The 20364-nt window shown below is 51.2% G+C and carries 21 protein-coding genes and 1 pseudogene; 17 read left to right on the forward strand and 5 right to left on the reverse strand.

Going from position 1 to position 20364, the window contains the following annotated elements; all coding sequences use genetic code 11:
• Positions 1–5 precede the first annotated feature (5 nt).
• The 5 genes and pseudogenes from QW71_RS07085 to metE all read left to right on the forward strand — a co-directional run.
• Positions 6–206: pseudogene (locus tag QW71_RS07085) on the forward strand (bacitracin ABC transporter ATP-binding protein); the annotation flags it as partial.
• Complete coding sequence (locus QW71_RS07090) at positions 181–2130, forward strand: FtsX-like permease family protein (RefSeq protein WP_039295400.1); 1950 nt, start codon at positions 181–183, stop codon at positions 2128–2130. The pseudogene QW71_RS07085 and the gene QW71_RS07090, both read left to right, overlap by 26 nt.
• 15 nt (positions 2131–2145) lie before the next feature.
• A complete protein-coding gene (locus tag QW71_RS07095; protein ID WP_039295402.1) occupies positions 2146–2769 on the forward strand; it encodes a DedA family protein in 624 nt (207 codons plus the stop codon).
• 27 nt (positions 2770–2796) lie between these two features.
• The gene (locus QW71_RS07100) at positions 2797–3657 is read left to right on the forward strand and encodes an undecaprenyl-diphosphate phosphatase (protein ID WP_039295404.1); all 861 of its coding nucleotides are present in this window, start codon (positions 2797–2799) and stop codon (positions 3655–3657) included.
• Positions 3658–3911: 254 nt separating this feature from the next.
• Entirely contained in the window at positions 3912–6212 is a 2301-nt protein-coding gene (metE, locus tag QW71_RS07105; protein ID WP_039295405.1) for a 5-methyltetrahydropteroyltriglutamate--homocysteine S-methyltransferase, read from the forward strand.
• Between the two features lie 187 nt (positions 6213–6399).
• Here the strand turns inward: metE and QW71_RS38860 are convergent, their stop codons facing one another.
• Positions 6400–6552: a DUF1540 domain-containing protein gene (locus tag QW71_RS38860; protein WP_076245672.1), complete on the reverse strand. Its 153-nt coding sequence runs from the start codon at positions 6550–6552 to the stop codon at positions 6400–6402.
• Between the two features lie 373 nt (positions 6553–6925).
• Here QW71_RS38860 and QW71_RS36955 point away from each other — a divergent pair, with 373 nt between their 5' ends.
• Together QW71_RS36955 and QW71_RS07115 are read left to right on the forward strand one after the other, a co-directional pair.
• Entirely contained in the window at positions 6926–8065 is a 1140-nt protein-coding gene (locus tag QW71_RS36955; protein WP_052769921.1) for a DUF4349 domain-containing protein, read from the forward strand.
• Between the two features lie 50 nt (positions 8066–8115).
• Complete coding sequence (locus QW71_RS07115) at positions 8116–8523, forward strand: GNAT family N-acetyltransferase (protein ID WP_235441412.1); 408 nt, start codon at positions 8116–8118, stop codon at positions 8521–8523.
• 111 nt (positions 8524–8634) lie between these two features.
• Here QW71_RS07115 and msrA read toward each other — a convergent pair whose 3' ends face one another.
• Positions 8635–9621 carry a peptide-methionine (S)-S-oxide reductase MsrA gene (gene msrA, locus QW71_RS07120; RefSeq protein ID WP_047013664.1) on the reverse strand — a complete coding sequence of 329 codons (987 nt, stop codon included), beginning with the start codon at positions 9619–9621 and terminating at the stop codon, positions 8635–8637.
• A 91-nt stretch (positions 9622–9712) separates the two neighbouring features.
• On the reverse strand, positions 9713–10321 hold the full coding sequence (locus tag QW71_RS07125; protein WP_039295407.1) for a TVP38/TMEM64 family protein: 609 nt from the start codon (positions 10319–10321) through the stop codon (positions 9713–9715).
• A gap of 147 nt (positions 10322–10468) precedes the next feature.
• On the opposite strand from QW71_RS07125, the gene QW71_RS07130 reads away from it, so the two are divergent.
• From QW71_RS07130 to QW71_RS37820, 4 genes are all read left to right on the forward strand, one after another.
• Positions 10469–11404: a Gfo/Idh/MocA family protein gene (locus QW71_RS07130; protein ID WP_039295409.1), complete on the forward strand. Its 936-nt coding sequence runs from the start codon at positions 10469–10471 to the stop codon at positions 11402–11404.
• A 31-nt stretch (positions 11405–11435) separates the two neighbouring features.
• Positions 11436–11765: a hypothetical protein gene (locus QW71_RS07135; protein ID WP_039295411.1), complete on the forward strand. Its 330-nt coding sequence runs from the start codon at positions 11436–11438 to the stop codon at positions 11763–11765.
• 126 nt (positions 11766–11891) lie between these two features.
• Complete coding sequence (locus tag QW71_RS07140; RefSeq protein WP_039295412.1) at positions 11892–12209, forward strand: helix-turn-helix domain-containing protein; 318 nt, start codon at positions 11892–11894, stop codon at positions 12207–12209.
• A gap of 352 nt (positions 12210–12561) precedes the next feature.
• Positions 12562–13284, forward strand: a complete 723-nt coding sequence (locus tag QW71_RS37820) for a hypothetical protein (RefSeq protein WP_052769922.1) — start codon at positions 12562–12564, stop codon at positions 13282–13284.
• 156 nt (positions 13285–13440) lie between these two features.
• On the opposite strand, the gene QW71_RS07150 is transcribed toward QW71_RS37820, so the two are convergent.
• Both QW71_RS07150 and QW71_RS07155 read right to left on the reverse strand, forming a co-directional pair.
• Positions 13441–13884 (reverse strand): hypothetical protein, encoded by a 444-nt coding sequence (locus QW71_RS07150; RefSeq protein ID WP_039295414.1) that lies wholly within the window; start codon positions 13882–13884, stop codon positions 13441–13443.
• Complete coding sequence (locus QW71_RS07155; RefSeq protein ID WP_039295416.1) at positions 13871–14086, reverse strand: helix-turn-helix transcriptional regulator; 216 nt, start codon at positions 14084–14086, stop codon at positions 13871–13873. The genes QW71_RS07150 and QW71_RS07155 overlap by 14 nt, the downstream gene beginning before the upstream one ends.
• A 233-nt stretch (positions 14087–14319) precedes the next feature.
• Between QW71_RS07155 and ric the strand changes: the two genes are divergently transcribed.
• The 6 genes from ric (at position 14320) to QW71_RS07185 (ending at position 20271) form a co-directional block, all read left to right on the forward strand.
• Complete coding sequence (gene ric / locus QW71_RS07160; RefSeq protein WP_039295530.1) at positions 14320–15015, forward strand: iron-sulfur cluster repair di-iron protein; 696 nt, start codon at positions 14320–14322, stop codon at positions 15013–15015.
• A 143-nt stretch (positions 15016–15158) separates the two neighbouring features.
• Complete coding sequence (locus tag QW71_RS07165) at positions 15159–15845, forward strand: hypothetical protein (protein WP_039295417.1); 687 nt, start codon at positions 15159–15161, stop codon at positions 15843–15845.
• Positions 15846–16048: 203 nt separating this feature from the next.
• Entirely contained in the window at positions 16049–18475 is a 2427-nt protein-coding gene (nirB, locus tag QW71_RS07170; RefSeq protein ID WP_039295418.1) for a nitrite reductase large subunit NirB, read from the forward strand.
• A gap of 25 nt (positions 18476–18500) precedes the next feature.
• Complete coding sequence (nirD, locus tag QW71_RS07175) at positions 18501–18842, forward strand: nitrite reductase small subunit NirD (RefSeq protein ID WP_039295419.1); 342 nt, start codon at positions 18501–18503, stop codon at positions 18840–18842.
• 24 nt (positions 18843–18866) lie between these two features.
• Positions 18867–19685, forward strand: coding sequence for a formate/nitrite transporter family protein (locus QW71_RS07180; protein ID WP_039295420.1), 819 nt, complete (start codon positions 18867–18869; stop codon positions 19683–19685).
• A 103-nt stretch (positions 19686–19788) separates the two neighbouring features.
• On the forward strand, positions 19789–20271 hold the full coding sequence (locus tag QW71_RS07185) for an NUDIX hydrolase (RefSeq protein WP_039295421.1): 483 nt from the start codon (positions 19789–19791) through the stop codon (positions 20269–20271).
• The last annotated feature ends 93 nt before the right edge of the window (positions 20272–20364 follow it).

The following is a 20364-nucleotide window of genomic DNA, read 5'->3' on the forward strand; positions in this document are numbered from 1 at the left end:
ATGAAGCCGAGGGAGCGACAGTGCTGATGGTTACGCATGACGCGGTGGCAGCGAGCTTTTGCCACCGGGTGATTTTTATCAAAGACGGCCGCTTCTACAGCGAGATGTACCGGGGCAGCAGCAGAGCCGCCTTCTTCCAGAATATCATCGACATGCTGTCGCTGCTGGGAGGAGCCGGCCATGACCTTTCGGCAATTCGCCTATAGGAACGTAACCCGGAGCAAGCGCAAGTATGCCGCCTACTTCGTCAGCAGTGCCTTTTCGGTGATGATTTTCTTTCTGTGCGCATTGTTTATCTTTCATCCGGTAATCTCAGGAGCTCTTATTCTGGATACTGCGGCTAAGACAATGATGATGGCGGAAGGGATCATCTATGTTTTCTGCTCACTGTTTGTCCTGGTATCCGTCGGCTCCTTCCTGCAGTCCCGCAAGCTGGAGTTCGGTATTCTGCTGATGCATGGCATGACCAAGCAGCAGCTCAACAAGATGGTGTTTCTGGAAAATATGCTGATCGGCGGCTCGGCCATCTTTACCGGCACACTGCTCGGGATGCTGCTCGGCAAGCTGTTCCTGATGATCGGCTCCGCTTTTCTCGGCATTCCCCCGCTGGATTTCCATCTTAGCTGGCAGGCACCGGTGCTGACTATTATCAGCTTTGTGCTGTTGTTCGTCCTGATCTCGCTGTGCACCTTCTTTTTTATCGGCAATGAGTCTCCGCGGGGAATGTTCCAAGGCGGACGCAGAGGAGATGCGGAGCCGCACGTTCACCGCTGGCAGGCGCTGCTCGCCGCTCTACTGCTGCTTGGCGGTTATGTGCTGGCAGTGCTGACTACAGCCACAACGGTTGAGGTGATGATGTTCCCGGTAGTGGCTATCACGGTAGTGGGTACCTACCTGTTCTATACACAGCTGAGTCTATACGTGGTGGAACAGCTGAGAAGAATCCGGCGCTTCTATTGGCAACGGATGCGGATTATCACCTTCTCGGGTTTATCCTACCGCTGGAAGGATAACGGGCGGATGTTCTTCATGGTGACCATTGTCTCGGCGGTATCCTTCACTTCGGTGGGTGTTTTCGCCTCGATCCATACCCTGTCCCGGGAGCTGAAGCTGGATTATCCCGCAGCCGTAGGCTACGTCGCCAAAGGCGGAGCGGCCAGTTCCACGGCAGTGCAGGATTTGGAAGGCATCGAGTCGGAGCTGAAGCAGTTGGGACTAGCGTATGATACCTTGTCGATCCCAGTGAAATATGCAGATGTGGCCTCGCAGAGCGGACCGGACCATACCGAACGGTTGCCGCTCATGGCTTACAGTGACTATAGGCTGGCTCTCCAATATGCCGGCTTCGATTCCTCTGAACCTCCGCTGGAAGGACACGACGGTCTGGTGATGATCGGCTCCCAGCGGGACCGCAGTCTGATCAGTGAGCGTGTCAAAGCCACTTATACACTGGAGCAGGGAACCGATATCCGGGAAATTGGCTACACACAGCATGTGCCGGTTGCCGAATATCTGCTGCCGGAGCTGGACGGGCGGGGCGGAGGAGATTTCAGCGGCCTGGTGGTTAGCGACAGTCTCTATAACTCTATAGCTCCGGTCCAGCAGGATATATACTACGGCTTTTACATGGAGGATTTCCCCCAGACGGTAGGCATTGCTTCAAGTCTTGCGGACGGCGGCAAGGTCGCCTATGAGCATAAGGCGAATTACGCTGTCGTGGTCAGCGGTACACTGTTTGAGATTCAGCGGACGCTGTACAGCACAATGCTGTTTGCTTCCCTGCTGGTGGGGACCGTCTTCTTCATCGCGGCAGGAAGCTTCCTGTATTTCCGGCTGTACATGGATCTGGAGCATGACCGTTTCCAGTATTCTGCGTTGTCCAAAATGGGCTTCACCGATCAGGAGCTGGACCGCAGCGTCACCCAGCAGCTGGCCCTGATGTTCTTTATTCCGGTGCTGCTGGCCATATTGCACAGCGTCTTTGCTTTCATTGCCCTGCAGCGCCTGTTCTATCTGTCGATTGCGGCCGAGACAGGGGCAGTGCTGGCCGGATATCTGGCAGCCCAGGGAATCTATTTCTTTTTTATCCGCAGCCGTTATTTACGCAATCTCAAGAAAAATCTGCTCTAAACAGGAGGCCCGCATATGCAAACATGGATTACGGATTTTATGGAGCAGTTCGGATACTTTGGCATCTTTCTGATGCTGGCGCTGGAGAATGTTTTTCCGCCCATTCCCTCAGAGGTCATTCTCCCCTTCGGCGGATTCATGACCACTACGACTGACATGACGATTCCCGGAGTGCTGATCGCTTCAACCGCCGGTTCACTGCTGGGAGCAGTGATTCTGTACTGGATCGGACGGATGCTGGATGTGGACAGACTGGAGCGGATCGTAGACCGCTGGGGCGGCCTGCTGCGGATCAGCGGGAAGGATATCCGCAAGGCGGACGCCTGGTTTGACAAATATGGCTACTGGACCGTGCTTTTCTGCCGGATGATTCCGCTCGTACGCAGTCTGATCTCCATTCCCGCAGGGATGTCCGGGATGAAATTCGGCGTGTTCATGCTGTTTACAACGATCGGAACATTAGGCTGGAATGTGCTGCTGGTGCTGCTGGGGGCAGCGCTCGGGGAGTCGTGGGAGGATATTGCCGGTATTATTGGCACCTATTCCAGTGTAGTATATGCCATCATTGCCGCAGGACTATTGTTGCTCGGATTCCTGTATTACCGTAAAAGACTGAATGCCGGCAAGGTCCGGGGATGATTTTTCAACAATCAAAGGAGGATAACCATGGAGCTGCTGACCATTGTCAAAGCAATCATACTGGGAATTGTAGAAGGACTGACTGAATTTGCTCCGGTATCCTCAACAGGCCATATGATCATCGTGGATGATATGTGGCTTAAATCGCAGGAGTTTCTGGGAAAATATACGGCGAACACGTTCAAGGTTGTTATTCAGCTGGGCTCCATCCTTGCTGTAGTTATTATTTTCCGTAACCGGTTCATCGATCTGCTCGGGCTGAAGAAATTCAGCCGCAAGGAGCTGACGGTGGTGCCTGAGGGGCAGCCGCAGGCGCCTGCCGAAGGCCGTCTGAAGTTAGCCCAGGTAATCGTAGGCCTGATTCCCGCCGGAATCTTCGGGTTTCTGTTCGAGGATTACATTGATGAGCATTTATTTTCCACTTCTACAGTGCTGATCGGACTGGTTGTTGGTGCTATATTTATGATCTGTGCCGACCGGTTTGCACCCAAAACCATCAAAACAGAGAGTGTTGACCAGATTACATATAGGCAGGCGCTATCGGTCGGACTGATCCAGTGTGTCTCCCTGTGGCCGGGGTTCTCACGGTCCGGCTCGACGATTTCCGGCGGCGTGCTGCTGGGGATGAGCCACCGCGCGGCTGCCGATTTCACCTTCATTATGGCTGTGCCGATTATGGCCGGTGCCAGCCTGATTTCGCTGCTGAAGAATTGGCAGTACTTCACACTGGATGCCCTGCCATTCTTCATTGCCGGCTTTATCAGCGCCTTCCTGTTCGCGCTGTTGTCGATGCGTTTCTTCCTGAAGCTGATTAACAGAATCAAGCTGCTGCCCTTCGCCATCTACCGGATTATTCTAGCCGGTGTGGTCTATCTGGTCTGGTTCTGAACCCGTCAGCACGGTTGCCACAGCCGCACCTCCTTCAATGGAGAGTGCGGCTTTTATTAAGTTCGGGGTCTCCGGAAAGTACCTGAGTGATCCCCGAAGCTAAAACCCCACTTTGTGGGGTGATTTGCTTTTGTTATAAGGAATCTGTATAGCCAAACTCCCCGGAATCTGTTGCGGACTGCGGAAAATGTGAAGTAAGATGGCAGCAGATTAAGGATGCAGCACCTAACTTAACCCAAGAGGAGCGGACATAAATGAGCAAAGGAATTAAGACAAGCAGCATCGGCTATCCGAGAATCGGCAAGAACCGCGAATGGAAAAAAACATTGGAGGCTTACTGGGCCGGGAAAATAGATGAGCAGAATTTCCGCTCGCAGATGGAAGAAATTCAGCTTCAGCATTTGCAGACCCAGCAGCAGGCCGGCATAGAGCTGATTCCGGTGGGCGACTTCACCTTCTATGATCATGTGCTGGATACAGCAGCGATGTTCGGAATTGTACCGGCGCGCTATGGTTATCAGGGCGGAGAGATTCCGCTCGACCTGTACTTTGCCATGGCCCGCGGCAATGCAGGGGCTACAGCCTGCGAGATGACCAAATGGTTCAATACGAACTACCATTACATCGTGCCTGAGATTGGCAGCATTACACCTGTCCTGACAGAGAATAAGCAGCTGGCAGCCTACCGGTTCGCCAAAGAGCGGGCGGGCATAGAAGGCAAGCCTGTTATAGTAGGGCTCTATACCTTCCTCAAGCTGTCCAAGGGCTTCCCGGCTGCCGAAATATCCGCAGTTGCTGCCCGCTTCCTGCCGGTATACGTGCAGCTGCTGCAGGAGCTGCTGCAGGAAGGAGTGGCCTGGGTACAGATCGATGAGCCGGCAGTTGTAACAGGCTTAACGGCAGGGGACATCGCATTGCTTAAGAACATCTATGGGGAGATCGCCGCTTCAGTACCGGGCCTTAATATCATTCTGCAGACGTATTTCGAAGCTGCCGAGCCGCTGGAAGCCTTGCTGGAATTGCCAGTGCAAGGCCTGGGCCTGGATTTCGTCCATGACGGAGGCAAGAACCTGGAGTCCATTGCCCGCCTGGGCTGGCCGCAGGATAAGACCCTGGCTGCCGGAATTATCGACGGACGCAATATCTGGCGTTCGGATATAGATGCCAAGCTGGAGCAGGTTGCCGAACTGCAGAAATATGTGCCACAAGAGCAGCTGATTCTTCAGCCCGCCTCGAGCCTGCTGCATGTGCCGGTTACAGTCGAAGGGGAAGACAAACTGAAATCAGCGGTCAAGAATGCATTAGCCTTCGCCAATGAGAAGCTTAATGAGCTGGTTCTTATTGCGGCAGCTGCAGACGGGGGGACTGAACGTTATGCAGCGGAGCTGGCCGCAAACCGTGAGGTGCTTGCTATATTCCGTGCCCTTCCGGAACGCGGGCGTGAGGATGTAGCCGAGCAGGTACGCTCGTTGGAGAAGCTGCCGGACAACCGCAGTCTTCCTTTTGCAGAACGGGTGAAGGTTCAGCAGGAGAAGTGGCGGCTGCCGCTGCTGCCGACAACCACCATCGGCAGCTTCCCGCAGACGGCTGAGGTCCGCCAGGCCCGGCTGAAATGGCGCAAGGGGGTATGGACCCAGGAGCGTTATGACGGGTTCATCAAGCGTCAAATCGCTGAGGCCATCACCCTTCAGGAGGAGCTTGGACTTGACGTACTGGTACACGGGGAGTTTGAGCGGACAGATATGGTCGAATTCTTCGGGGAGAAGCTGGCCGGTTATCTCTTCACCGGAGGCGGCTGGGTTCAATCGTATGGCTCACGCTGCGTGAAGCCGCCTGTTATCTATGCCGATGTTGCTTTTATCGAGCCGATGACCGTCAAAGAAAGCCTGTATGCCCAGTCGCTGACGAAGCTGCCGGTCAAGGGGATGCTGACGGGTCCGGTCACGATCCTGAACTGGTCCTTTGTCCGCGATGATCTCAGCCGTGAAGCCGTTGCAGGGCAAATCGCACTTGCGCTGCGCCATGAGGTGACAGCCCTGGAGGAGGCGGGCATTGAGATGATCCAGGTCGATGAACCGGCCATCCGCGAAGGCTTGCCGCTGAAGGCGGGAGATCATGAGCATTACCTGAATTGGGCCGTGAAATCGTTCCGGATCGCGACGAACCATGTCAAGGATACGACCCAGGTGCATACGCATATGTGCTACAGCGAATTCAACGACATGATTGGTTCGATCTCGGCGATGGACGCGGATGTTATCTCAATTGAGACCTCCCGCAGCCACGGGGAGCTGATCGTCAGCTTCGAGGAGCAGGAATATGACAAGGGCATTGGACTCGGAGTGTACGATATTCACAGTCCGCGGGTTCCTGTCGTAGAGGAGATGACTTCGGCCATCGAGCGGGCGCTGCGCGCTCTGGATGTGCAGCAGTTCTGGATTAATCCGGACTGCGGATTGAAGACTCGCGGATGGGAAGAGACCACAGCCGCGCTGCGTAATATGGTGAAGGCGGCGGTCCTAGTACGGGAGAAGAGCGGAGCAGTCAGCCGGTAAACGTTTTAGCCAATCTGTGATAGCTGCCGGACACAAATAAATCACCATAACCAGAGTAATCCACTCTGGTTATGGTGATTTATTTTCATTTTTTTTGCAAGAAACACTTGATAATAATTATCATTCTTGATAAAATGAAAAAAGAAAAGAAGGAACCGTGGAGGGTCCCTTCGATATTCTTCAATCATTATTTGCTTTCGAAGGTTTTGCAATCTGTTTCTTCAGAATGAGTAGGTTCTTTGGAGCTGTGGTAAGCAACGAAGATGGACTCAGCGTTGCATTTGTTTTCTTCAGCCCAGTAAGTACAGGAGTTAACTGCACACAATACGTCTTTTGCCATGAGGGTTCACCTCCTCTTATAGTAGTTGGCATCATAAATCAGTTAGCAATTGAATAGATCTGTCCGGCAAGGTGGAGCTTGTCCGAACAGCACCTTACCCTTATTCCTTGAGAATGGAGGGTATTTGGTGTTTTTTGTCTTTTACAGACACTATAATTGTAACAAATAAAGAGCTATTACGCAAACGGGATCATTCAGCTGTTGAGAGGTCCTGTTTGGCATTTTTACCGATATGGGAAAAAAACACAAAAAAAGGCTGCCATCCTCCTAATTGTCTGCAACCTTCCAGCTTTTGGAACGTCAAAGGGTGTAAGCGCGGAAGAGATCGATAGATATAACGGCCTTTCGCCATTACACTTTTGGAGGAATGAACATGCGAAAATGGGGTCTGCATTCTTTGTTGTGTTTAATTGTTTTGGCAGTGGTTCTGGCGGGGTGCGGGGCAGGCAATAACAATTCGGCGGCGGATACAGCAAACAGTGCGATGACCGCTGAATCAGCGGCGGCGGCGGAAGAAGGCTCAGCTGCGAGTGTACCGGCGGCAAAGGAAATGACCGATAATTTCAATTCCACTTCCACGGTGGCTGTGAATGATCACAATGTGGTGCAAGGCAGAGGTGCGAATCCTGCGGTCCCTAATCCGGGAGCGGAGCAGGCGGCAGACGCTTCAGCCGGGTTCACGGGAACCGATGTGGTGGCAGGTCTGAACAAAAAGCTGATCTATAAGGCTAACCTCAACATGGAGGTAGCCGATTACGGGGCGGCGCAGACCGAAGTACGGAATATGATTACACTGGCAGGCGGTTACATTATTGAATTTTCAGAGAATATGTCTGAATATGAACAGGGCGGAACCTTCATCCTCAAGGTGCCGGCGTCGGGCTTCTCTTCTTTTCTGAACAATCTGGAGAAGGTCAAACATGAGAAGCTGCAGAGAAGTATTCAGGGGCAGGATGTCTCGGAAGAGTACGTAGATCTGGAGTCACGCCTCAAGGCTAAGCAGATGATGGAGACCCAATATATCGATTTCATGAAAAAAGCGACCAAGCCGGCAGATCTTGTGCAGTTTGCCAACCAGCTGGGTGCAATCCAGGAGCAAATCGAACAGATCAAGGGCAGAATGCGTTATATCGACCAGAACGTATCCTTCTCAACCGTTGAGCTTCGCCTTTACCAGACAGAGGAGAGCATCGCCGTCACGCAAGTGAAAAAACAAGGACCGCTGGGTGAACGTGCTTCGGAGGCGCTGCAGGGCAGCATGAAGGCATTATCTGTAATGTTCCAGTGGCTTGTAGTTGTGCTGGCGGCTGCACTTCCGGTGCTGATCGTGGCTGCAGTGGTTGTGGCGGTTGTGATCTGGGTCCGCAGAATCCTTAAGCGTCGGGAGCGGGAACACTTCGAACAGATACGCCAGGGCAACCGTGAACAGAACCGGGAACTGCTGGACCGTGATGTTGAGATGCCTGCTGCACCAGCTCCAGAAGAGAATGATACTGAGAAAGATAATAAATAAGCAGCTGAATGGTCAGGTTCAGAGTTTGAAGTGATTAAGGGGGAAGAGGAGTGGGCTTTACTTACCATACAGATATTCCGGACATGGATGAGTACTACAGCTTATATCAATCCACCGGCTGGAATGCAGATAGGCTCTGGACGAAGGAACATATGCACATGGCGCTGAAGAATAGCTGGCATATTCTCACGGTGTATGAGGATGACCGCCTGGTGGCTACCGGCCGGATCGTTTCCGATGGTGTAATCCAGTGTTATGTGTGCGATATGATTGTGCTTCCGGCTTATCAGAAGCAGGGGCTGGGACGCGCAGTTATGGATCAGCTGATCAGTCATTGCCGCAGCCGGGGAATCCGCTGGATTCAGTTGTCATCCGCCCAGGGGAAATCGGGCTTCTACAGTCAGTTCGGATTTCTGGAACGGCCTGCCGGGGCACCGGGGATGAGTTTGTTTTTATAAGGGCTATAACACTCATGTAAAAAGCCTCCAAACCCGTTATTACCGGTCTGGAGGCTTTCTGCTGTAGCGATGACTGTCTATGGGTGGACGGGACAGCCGTAAGTACCTGCGTCAAGCATGCTGGAAAAGAACGCGGTACTCACCGTAGCCTTCCTTCTCCAAATCTTCTTTGGGCACAAAACGTAAAGCCGCCGAATTGATGCAGTAGCGCAGCCCGTTTGCCCCGGGACCATCATTAAAGACATGGCCGAGATGGGAATCGGCTGTTTTGCTGCGCACTTCGGTACGGATCATCAGATGGCTGAGGTCAGATTTCTCCTTGACTGCATAATCGCGGATCGGACGCATGAAGCTCGGCCAGCCGCAGTCGGAATCGAATTTATCCTGTGAGCTGAACAGGGGTTCACCGGAAACAATGTCCACATAGATTCCATCCCCGTGATGATCCCAGAATTCGTTGCGGAAGGGGGATTCGGTAGCGCTGTTCTGCGTAACTTCATACTGCAGCGGAGTCAGGCGCTCCTTCAGGCTTTTTTTGTCCTCCTTGTGGGTCCAGTGGGTTTCGATAAAAGCTTCCCGCCCGGAGCCCTTGCGGTAACGCTTGTAATGGCCGGGATTCTTGTGGTGATAGCCCTGGTGGTATTCTTCGGCCGGATAGAAAGGCTTAGCCGGTAGAATCGGAGTCACAATAGGAGCAGAGAAACGTCCGCTGGCTTGCAGTGCTGCCTTAGATGCCTCAGCCTGCTGCCGCTGTTCTTCCGAATGGGTGAAAATCGCCGTTCCGTAGGAGGTTCCGCGGTCATGGAATTGCCCTCCGGCATCAGTAGGGTCAATCTGCTGCCAGAACAGCTCAAGCAGCTTGGTATATGGGAAAATATCCGGATTAAACGTAATCTGCACAGCCTCGACATGTCCGGTCGTTTCCGAGCAGACTTCCTCGTAAGTCGGATTAACGGTATGGCCGCCTGTATAGCCGGAGATTACCTCGACAATACCGGGAAGTTCTTCAAACGGGGATACCATGCACCAGAAGCATCCTCCGGCGAACGTAGCTTTTTCCGTCTTGATGTTTATAGAATCAGATTGAACTTCACTCATTAATATCCCTCCATCTATAGAATGCAATTAAATAGATCACAATTTAATTATAAATCAAATAGCTGCACTCTGCCAGCTTGATGGATACCCCTCAGAGTTTAGCGGACCGCGGACGTATGGAGAATCCGGCAGCTGCAAGCACGGCGACGTAGAGAATCACGGCAATGGCAGCACTGCGCGGATGCTGGAACATCTGGCCGCCGAGGAAGGCGTACAGGGTAATCCCCGGGATTTTACCAAGGCCGGTTGCTGCAAGATAACTCCAGAAGGGCAGCCCGGCAGCACCGGCGTAGATATTCACAGCCATTTGCGGAATCACAGGCGCCAGCCGGGCGAGGACTACAGAGGCAAACGGACGCCGCTGCACAGCCCCGGTGAATTTATCCAGCGCCGAAATCGAGTTCAGATAAGTCATGGATTTATTCTGGAACATAAATTTAACAAGACCATACACGATCGCTGCAGCCAATGTGGTTGCCGTCCAGCATATTAACGCTCCCGCCAGGCTTCCATAGGCGTATCCGAACAGACCAATGATCAGCTTGTAGGGGATTACCGGAAACAAGGCCAGAACCGTGGCTGCTAGCATGGACAGAAGCAGGTTATGGTCCTCTTTGAGCCAGGCCAGAATCTCATACCTGTAGATAAACGCTAGGATTATGCACGAAACATACAGAATTACCGTCAGCCATTTTCTCATTTTACTATGCCCCTTCTTCACTCCATACATTTCATCATACTGAAAAAAAAGTGATTATTGAAGCAAAGATCATTGTCGCCGCCGCTTGTCACGGTATAATACACCTATAAGGGATAGAAATCCCCAATATTTAAGGGAGATACCTCAATGAATATACCTGTACGCAAAAGAGTGGCCATGATTGGCATCGGCGATATTGCCCGCAAAGTCTATTTGCCGCTGCTCTCCCGTCATGATCAGGCGGAAGTTGTAGGGGTACTCAGTCATTCACCTGCGACGGTACAACGGGCGGTTCAGACTTATCGTCTTCAGAAGGGGACAACAGAACTGACTGAGCTGTTATCCTGGGATCTTGATGCTGTATTCGTGCATAGCCCTACACCTACACATTATGAACTTGTTACCCGTTGCCTGGAGCATGGGGTGTCCGTATATGTGGACAAGCCGCTGTCTTATCATCTGGAAGAATCCCGGCGGATGGCTGAACTCGCAGAGAACAAAGGTCTGCTGCTGGGTGTCGGCTTCAACCGCCGCTACGCTCCGATGTACATGGCGGCCAAGTCCTGGCTGCAGAAAGCCGGAGGCATTAGCCAGTGCAGCGCAATCAAGCACCGGACGAAGCTGCAGCAGGGAGCAAGCCATGAGACTATTCATGATGATCTGATCCATATGCTGGATCTGCTCCTCTGGCTGTGCGGCGGCGATTATGAATTGCTTCACAGCAGCCTGAAGACAAATGCGGAAGACAGATTGCTGCAGTCGTTAGGGCAGCTGGACTGGAAGAGCGGAGCAACCGGAATATACAGCATGGTGCGTGATGCCGGTGCTGATCTGGAGAAGCTGGAGCTGCACGGAAACGGCAGATCGGTAGAGGTGACAGATATGGAACGGGTAATATTATATGAGCAGGGTTCCCTGCCGCGTACGCAGAATTTCGGCAGTTGGGACACTATACTGGAGCGCAGAGGCTTCAGTGGAGCAGTCAGCCATTACCTGAGTCACATCGCGACACCGGAGCAATGCGGTATTTCCGCCTCAGCCGTACTGCCTAGCCATGAGCTGGCAGCGAAGCTCAGCCGTTGAAATTCAGATTAGCAGCAGAGAGGAGAACAACATGGAGGATCAGGATTACGGCAAGTCAATGGAAGAGAGAATTATTGAAAGCTACAAACGGGATGAGGAAATGATGATTCTTGTTTTTGCCCAGTGGTGTGTGAATAACGGGCTGGACCCGCACGCACTGTATTTGCAGGCATATCCGCAGCAGGAGGGCAATCAGGCGCTCAGCAATGCACTGGCGCTGACTGTATCCGAGGAAGAGGCCGGATTTATCTCCGATGATACCGTACTCGGTGTGCTGTCACTGTATAGTAATGACGACCTTGCCTACGTAGTAACTGAAGCGATTCATCAGCGGGAGCAGAAAGCAGACACAAGGGATTGACAACGGGGATATAATAGTTATGGTTAATGAACTTTTTTTTGGTAAACGATGTTCATTACAGAATAAATGTGGTAAAATTATATATACTAACTAATAGTAAGCTTCACAAGTGAGAGGTGAAAAACAATGGAAGAACATCAACTGACGATGTGCCCGAGATTCGAGACGGCCTTTTCTTTTTTAGGCAAACGTTGGAATGGACTTATTATTCAGACATTGATGAGCGGCCCTAAGCGGTTCAAGGATATTTCCGGACTGATTCCGACAATGAGCGACAAGATGCTGTCCGAGCGTATGAAGGATCTGGAATGTGAAGGCATTCTGGTACGTCATGTGTACCCGGAGACACCTGTGCGCATTGAGTATGAACTAACCACCAAAGGCCGGGCGCTTGAGCCGGTTATGCAGCAAATTCAGTCCTGGGCCGAGAGCTGGGTTGAGTAGTTACGTTTCATATTCCTAATGACAGCCCCTTACCGGTCTCCGGTTTAAGGGGTTTTTGCTTCGGTTCTGCTAAATAAAACTTGCACTGTGTCCAAACCTGTGTAATATAATAGAACAAACTAAAGTTACGGATGTGTGGAAGCGTTGACAAAACTGGGAAAAGCCTAAGGAGGATGTGAATAAGCCAAAGTTAAGGCAAGCAAACTAAGACGATGCTTTCGATGCAAGTTTTGCCGTAGTGGACTCTTATGAAGTAACGCTCACAAAACCAAGCGTATGCTTTCGATGCAAGTTTTGAACGATGCTGATTCAGGGATGTTTAAGCTCACAAAACTTTTAGGAGGCGAGGATCATGACCATCACCTTGTTTTCCCGCGAAATAGCCTATGGAAAAAAGGATGTCGCTGAACTGGAGACTGCTTCAATTAGAGTGCAGCTGATTTATGACAAGGTGTTGTTTATGCTTCATAGCCATCTTCCCGCTTCATTATGGGATGCCTGGATTGGCGTGCCTTATGAGATCATATCCTCTCTATACAAAGGGGACAATGATAGCGGCAGTGTATTTCAGAAGTGGATTCAAAGCCCCTCCGGCTGGAAATGCATCGGTTGTGAACGGCATTGTCTGGAGCCTGTGACAGCTGCGGATAGCGATACCTCCGGCCCGCCGCGCCGCTTCACCTTTCATAACGGCATTAGTCAGAGTATGGTGCTGCAGGCGGTAATCTGGTCGATGTATGAGAATACGCTGCTGCTCCAGCCTTACTTAGGTGAAGAAGCTTTTCTCAGCGAAGATGATTTGGAGCTTATTTCTGTATACTTCGTGCCTACCTATATGACACAGACCCCGTTAATTGAAATGAATAAACAAGCCAAAGAATATAAGGATAAGAATATCAGAGTCTATCAGGAATGGATTTCTGCCCCGGATCTGGTGCTGCAGTGGAATGGAGGTCTGACCGAAGGCAGGTGGATGACTGGAGTGTACGTGGACCATTCGCGGTTTGCCGGTCTTGGGCCCTATTTGAAGGACGCGCAAGGCAAACGGACATATATGCAGGCGACTGTTCAATAAATCATATTATCATACATTGAAGAGTTAAAGGTGGCTTTGAGAATGATTTTAGAGGAAAAACTAGAAGGAAAGTGCTGCTGATTAACTTGTTGAGCTCCTTGATGCGGCAGCACTTTGGGAATGATCGGGAATCCTTAGGAATCCGCCAGGTACTTTTTACGCCTCATCCCGGTTATTCCTTCTTCTGATCCAATAAACCAGACTTAAGATCACCACTCCAACTGCTGCAGATATGATCAGAATTGTGTTTCCGCTTGCACTACCGTCTGGTGTTATCGGGGGTGGACTCACGCGCGCTGCAATAATGATACATACTGCAATCAGAATTGCTAGAAGGATAACGGCTACGCTTCTGCTATTAGCTGTCAGGCCCTCCCGTCCAGGTCCTACATAGGAACCGTTCCAGATCAGACGTACCAAATAGGAGCCGACACCAATCATAAAAATAACATAATTACTCAATGGATACTTGAGCCACTGTATTCCGTAATTATGCAGGCCCATATCCGCCAACAGCAGGAAGGCCAGTAAAATAAATGACTGATTCCCCGCTTTGTTCCGCTTCAACAGTTGTCTTTCGTCCAGGTTAGCTTTGCTCATGCTCAGTTCCCTCCCAAAAAAGTTGATCCAGCGTCTTACCCAGTGTTAGGCAAATATCAATACATAACCTGATGGTGGGATTGTAGTCACCGTTCTCAATCGCAATAATCGTCTGTCTGGTGACTCCCACAGCATCCGCCAGCTGCTTCTGCGACATGTCTTTTGCCGCTCTTGAGGCCTTAAGCCTCAGGTTTTTCCTCATTCCCTCACCTCGTGTAAATTGTAATATATATTTAACATTATGTCTACTATATTATACATGATGGATTTTTTTTAAATCATTCCGTTCAATAAAATTTTATATATCCAGTGCGTACAATCACTAGTCCATCCTCCTGCCGGTGTTAAGGTGTAAAGGTGATCAGCAACTAAAAACCTATACCCATAACATGAGGAGGGGCCACAATGGCGTCCAATCAATTAAACGATATAACAATTCAATCAGGTTTTACCTCTGAAGCAATGGTCAGAGACATCGTCCTGCAGTTCCCTAAGGCTGCGGATTATTTCAAGGCTAAGCGTATTGATTTCTGCTGTGGAGGCGCGAAGCCGCTGGCTGAAGCTGCTGCCGAGAAAGGGCTTGATCCGGAAGCGATGATTCACGATCTGAACAAGCTGCAGGAAGAGCATCCGGTGCTGGAAGAGGATACAGCCTGGAACGAGGCCTCCTCTGAAGAGCTGGTGAATTATATCGTGAACAAGCATCACCGCTACCTGCGTGAAGAGCTTCCGCTAATCAGCCAGAATGTGACCAAAGTCTTCCGCGTGCATGGCGAGGATTCTCCGCATCTGGGTGAGATGCACCGCCTGTTTAATCTTTTACGCGAAGATCTGCTTCAGCATACGGCGAAGGAAGAAGAGAGCGAATTCCCTAAAATGCTGGCCTACACACAGAACCCGACTGAAGAAGGCCTATCGGAGCTGCGCGGCCTGCTGCATAATCTGGAAGCTGAGCATGACGGGGCCGGTGAGATCCTCCGCGAACTCCGCCGGGTAACCAATGATTACACACCGCCTGCGCATGCCTGCACGACTTACCGCCTGACCTATGCACGCCTTGAGGAGCTGGAAGGTATGACCTTTGAGCATGTGCATCTGGAGAACAATATCCTGTTCCTGCGTTATCAATAAAATGTATTGCTACGGAAAGTCCCTTCGGGGACTTTTTTGTTATAAAGAACGTAAGGTTTAGAACAGAAATAATTTGAGAACAGGTCTTCTATGCGGTATCCTTAAAGAGTCAGGGATATTACATAAGAAGGCGGTGCCGTGGAATGTCCACGAAATGGATGGGGCGCTTACTGCTGTGCCTTGTTTTTATAATCACAGCCAGCGGCTGCAGCTCGGTTCTGGGACCGGGAAACACCGGCGGAAGCACAGGACTATCTTTTTCAATTCTGGTGGGTGAACGTGAAATGGCCGGTACCTCCGGCAGACTGCTTAACGAAGCTTATAAAGAAGGTAATTCCTTCATAGAACTGCTGAGAAAGAGCGGGATCGTTACTTTTGCTGCAGACGGCTATAGTATTCTTGAGGTCAATAGGGTTGCGCTTAGTCAGGATATGATGTGGGAAGTACAGGTGAACAGCAAGAAACTTACGGACTGGAACAGTACAATCGAGGCTGGAGCGGCGATTGTCTTCACGGCGCAGCCGGCCGCAGCCGGGGCGTTATTTCAACCGGTTATCCTTACGGTGAACGGCGGGAGTGAACAGCCTGAGCTGACGCATTCGCATGTGCTGTCCTTTACGGAAGATTTGTCAGTGAAGGGACTTATGAAGAACAGCGGGATGATTAAGCTGGCAGAAAATAACAAGACGGTTCTTACCGTAATGGATTACACGCCACTCAGCAGTGAGGAGTGGAAACTGAAGGTTAATGACAAAGCGCTGCTGGGCAATGGTGTGGATATGAAGCTCAGACCGCAGGACAAGCTGGAGATATCACTGGTTCTAAAGTAATTACGATAGCGGAATCCGTTTTAGCGGATACAAGGATTTCTGTGCCGAGTGCGCGGGGTCCTTTTTTTGTGTCTTTTACTTTATGTGAAATGTTTCACATTTAATGTGACTGGAATCACAAATGCCGGGGAATTTTGGGCAGTATAATTTCACTATAAAGCAAGTTTGTGAAGAAATCTGAGTTTTGAAGGAGGGTCCTACCAGTGACAGCGAACAGAGAAAAGTTAGTGCTGATTGGCAATGGCATGGCGGGTGTAGGCACTATTGAGCAGATTTTAAAGCTGGGCGGCGCTTATGATATCACGATCTTCGGCAGTGAGCCGCATCCCAATTACAACCGGATTATGCTGTCCTATGTTCTCGAAGGCAGTAAAACCATTGAAGATATTATCCTGAATGACCGTCAGTGGTATGAGGATAACAATATTACCCTGCATACTGGAACGACTGTCATCCGGATTGATGAACAAACCAGGCAGGTGATTACAGATAACGGACAGGCGGTTCATTACGACAAGGTTATCATTGCTACGGGTTCTAATTCGTTTATATTACCTGTTCCGGGCAGTACAAAGGACGGGGTAGTCGGCTTCCGTGATATCGCAGATTGCGATGCCATGCTGGCCGCAGCGAAGCAATACCGCACGGCAGCTGTAATCGGCGGAGGTCTGCTTGGTCTTGAAGCAGCCAAAGGCCTCGTGAATCTGGGGATGGACGTTACCGTTGTGCATCTGCTCGAGGATTTGATGGAACGGCAGCTGGACCGTACGGCATCTTCTATGCTGCAGGCGGAGCTTGCGCGTCAAGGTGTGAAATTCGCCATGGGCAAGCAGACGGTCGAATTGACTGGAGAAGAGCGGGTTACGGGGCTGCGCTTCAGTGACGGCAGTGAGTTGCCCGCAGAATTTGTGGTAATGGCAGTCGGAATTAAACCTAATGTTCAGCTTGCCAAGGATAGCGGCATCGAGGTTAACCGCGGGATTGTCGTCAATGACTATCTGCAGACCTCCATGGCTAACGTGTATTCTGTCGGTGAATGTACGGAGCACCGGGGGACCTGCTATGGTCTGGTAGCGCCGCTTTTCGAGCAGGGGATGGTACTGGCCAAGCATTTGTCAGGTGTGCAGACTCCGGGATACGAAGGTTCGGTTGTCGCGACGAAGCTCAAGATTTCCGGTGTTGATGTTTTCTCGGCCGGAGAGTTCACCGAAACAGCGGAGCATACCGTCATATCCGCCAAGGATGAGTGGAAGAGAACCTATAAGAAGATTTTGCTCAAAAACAACATTATTGTCGGTGCGGTTCTGTTCGGTGATGTAACGGAATCAGCGAGCCTGCAGAAGCTGGTGAAGCAGGGAACAGAAATGACCGATGAGATCTATGGAGAGGTCATGGGCACAGGCTGCTGCGGCGGAGGCGGAGCCAAGAAAGGTCTATCCGTTGAAGCAATGGCCGATGAAGAAATTGTCTGCGGCTGCAACGGGGTTACCAAAAAGGCGATTGTTGATGCCGTTACGGAGAATGGCTTCACTACAGTGGATGAAATCAAAGCCTGCACCGGAGCGACCCGTTCCTGCGGCGGCTGTAAGCCAGTTGTTGAGCAGATTCTGCAGTTCGTATTAGGGGACAGCTTCCAGCAAAGCGTCAAGCAGGGGATCTGCAGCTGCACCCCGCTTAGCCGGGATGAGATTGTAGCCGAAATTACGGCTAAAGGGCTCAAAACCACCAAAGAAGTTATGCATGTGCTGGACTGGAAGCAGCCGGAAGGCTGTTCTAAATGCCGTCCTGCTGTGAACTATTATCTGGGTATGATCTATCCGGACACCCATGAGGACGAGAAGGAATCGCGCTTCGTTAATGAACGGATGAGCGCCAATATTCAGAAGGACGGAACTTATACGGTTATTCCGCGGATGTACGGAGGGGTTACCACTCCCGAGGATTTGAAACGGATTGCCGATGTTTCCCTGAAATATGATGTGAAGGTTGTGAAGGTGACCGGCGGGCAACGTCTGGATCTGATCGGTGTCAAAAAAGAGGATGTACCGAAGGTGTGGGAGGAGCTGGATATGCCGTCCGGCTATGGCTATGCGAAATCCCTGCGCACTGTGAAGACCTGTGTAGGTTCGCAGTTCTGCCGCTTTGGCACACAGGATTCCATGGGCATGGGCGCTATGCTTGAGCGCAAGTATGAGCGCCTGGATATGCCGGCCAAGTTCAAAATGGCGGTTAACGGCTGTCCGCGTAACTGTGCAGAATCCTGCACGAAGGATATCGGCATTGTCGGCAATGACGGAGGCTGGGAAGTCTTTATCGGCGGAAACGGCGGCATTAAGCCACGGATCGCTGATGCTTTCTGCAAGGTAAGAACCGATGAAGAGCTGGTCGAGGTCTGCTCCGCCGTAATGCAGTATTACCGTGAAACCGGCAATTACCTGGAGAGAACTTCAGAATGGGTAGAACGTATGGGCCTTGAGCATATCCAGACCGTTATTCTGGGCAGTGATGACAACCGGAAAGAACTCGCTGCACGGATTGACTTCGCCCTGGCACAAGTCAGTGATCCATGGAAAAAGATGCTGGATGACAACGGTACCCGCACAGCACTGTTCGAACAGACACGGGTCTAGCCTGAAGGGAGAGGGAGAGAAAATTATGGAACTCAGTAATCGAGAGTATGCAGTAGGAGCCGCAGACGATTTCATGCTGCAGATTGGCCGGGTAGTAAATGCAGGAGAGGTGGAGTTAGCTATATTCCGCACATCGGATGGCACTTTCTATGCCGTGGAGAACCACAGTCCCCACCCCAAGGGCGGTCCGCTCGCTGAGGGAATTGTATCCGGCTATTATCTGTATGACCCGCTTCATGACTGGAAAATCGATCTGCGGACCGGAGAAGTTCAGGCTCCGGACCGCGGTCAGGCAGTAGTCCATCCGGTTGTTGTGGAGGACGGAGTCGTCAAGGTTAGTCTGCCTGCGGCAGTGGCAAGGCTATAAATTAAAAGAAGAGCAGGTGTAGATATGTTTACGCAGAGCGTAGAGAATATCGTTGAGACAGCCGTAGGCAAACGCGACAAAATGAATGAGAGCCTGCCCAAATATTTCTTGGCGGCACTCCTGGCAGGAGCTTATGTAGGTATTGGTATTATTCTGATCTTCTCGCTGGGGGCGCCGCTGGCAGCGATCAAGTCACCGTTCCAGCCGCTGATTATGGGCGCCTCCTTCGGGATTGCCTTGACCCTGGTTGTATTCGCTGGCTCGGAGCTGTTCACAGGAAATAATATGTTCTTCACGGTAAGCACGCTTGCCGGGAGAACTACGGTCTGGGATACCGTGAAGAACTGGGTCCTGGTATTCCTCGGCAATGTAGCCGGTGCAGTGGTTCTTGCCCTGCTGATTCAGGGATCGGGTCTCTTTAAGGCAGCGCCTGCCGAGCATCTGATCTTCGCGGCAGCAGCCAAGAAGATGAGCCTGCCGTTCTCGGAGCTGTTCTTCCGCGGTATTCTCTGTAACTGGCTGGTCTGCCTGGCGCTGTGGATGTCCTCCCGCGCTAAGAGTGAAGCGGCGAAGCTGGTGCTGATCTGGTGGTGCCTGTTCGCCTTCATCGCGAGCGGCTACGAACACAGTGTAGCGAACATGACGCTGCTCAGCGTGGCAGTGCTGCTGCCGAATCATCCCGAGACCGTGAGCATTGCCGGCTGGCTGCATAACATGATTCCTGTTACGCTAGGCAATATCATCGGCGGCGGTGTATTCGTCGGCATGGCATACTGGCTGATCTCACCTGTGCGTAGTCCCCGTAAAGTATCAACTGCCATGCAGACTAAGAAAATAAGTTAATTTGGAAGCCCCGCAGTTTAATTACTGCGGGACTTTTTTGTCACTGAAAGGAAGCATCTATCTGTGGTAAGCTGTTAGGACTCGAATCAGGGAGTGGACAGTCATGAAGAGCTTTAACCATTTTGGCGTATATGGAATTTTCCAGCGTGACGGCAAGCTGCTGGTAATTCATAAGGGAAGAGGGCCATACACCGGAAGATACGATCTGCCTGGCGGAAGACTCGAAGAGAACGAATCACTACTTGACGGCCTGGTCAGAGAATTCATGGAAGAGACCGGATTTGCAGTCAAGGTAGAACGAAACCTGGGCATATTCGATTTTTTTGTCCGTTATCAGGAGGAAGACTTCACGCATATGCATCATTTGGCAGCGTTGTACCAGGTTGAATTGGACGGGGAGCAGACGCCAGCAGCTATTTCAGCTTTTGCGGAACAGGATTCGAGCGGAATGGAATGGGTGGAATTAGCCCGGATCACGCTGGATTCGGCTTCACCGGCAGCTGTACTGGCAGCGAAGTGGCTTAGCGGTGATGAGCTGACTATGGGGACGGAATACTATGATTCTTGGGAAATAAAGACCTTGTAGAATTGCTGGCAGCGCGGGAATCTCTTCAGCAGACAAGAAAAAAAGACGCCGGACAGGGCGCCTTCGACCACTCTATTAATTTATTGGGTCATA

Source organism: Paenibacillus sp. IHB B 3415, assembly GCF_000802655.2.
GTDB classification, from domain to species: domain Bacteria; phylum Bacillota; class Bacilli; order Paenibacillales; family Paenibacillaceae; genus Paenibacillus_AQ; species Paenibacillus_AQ phytohabitans.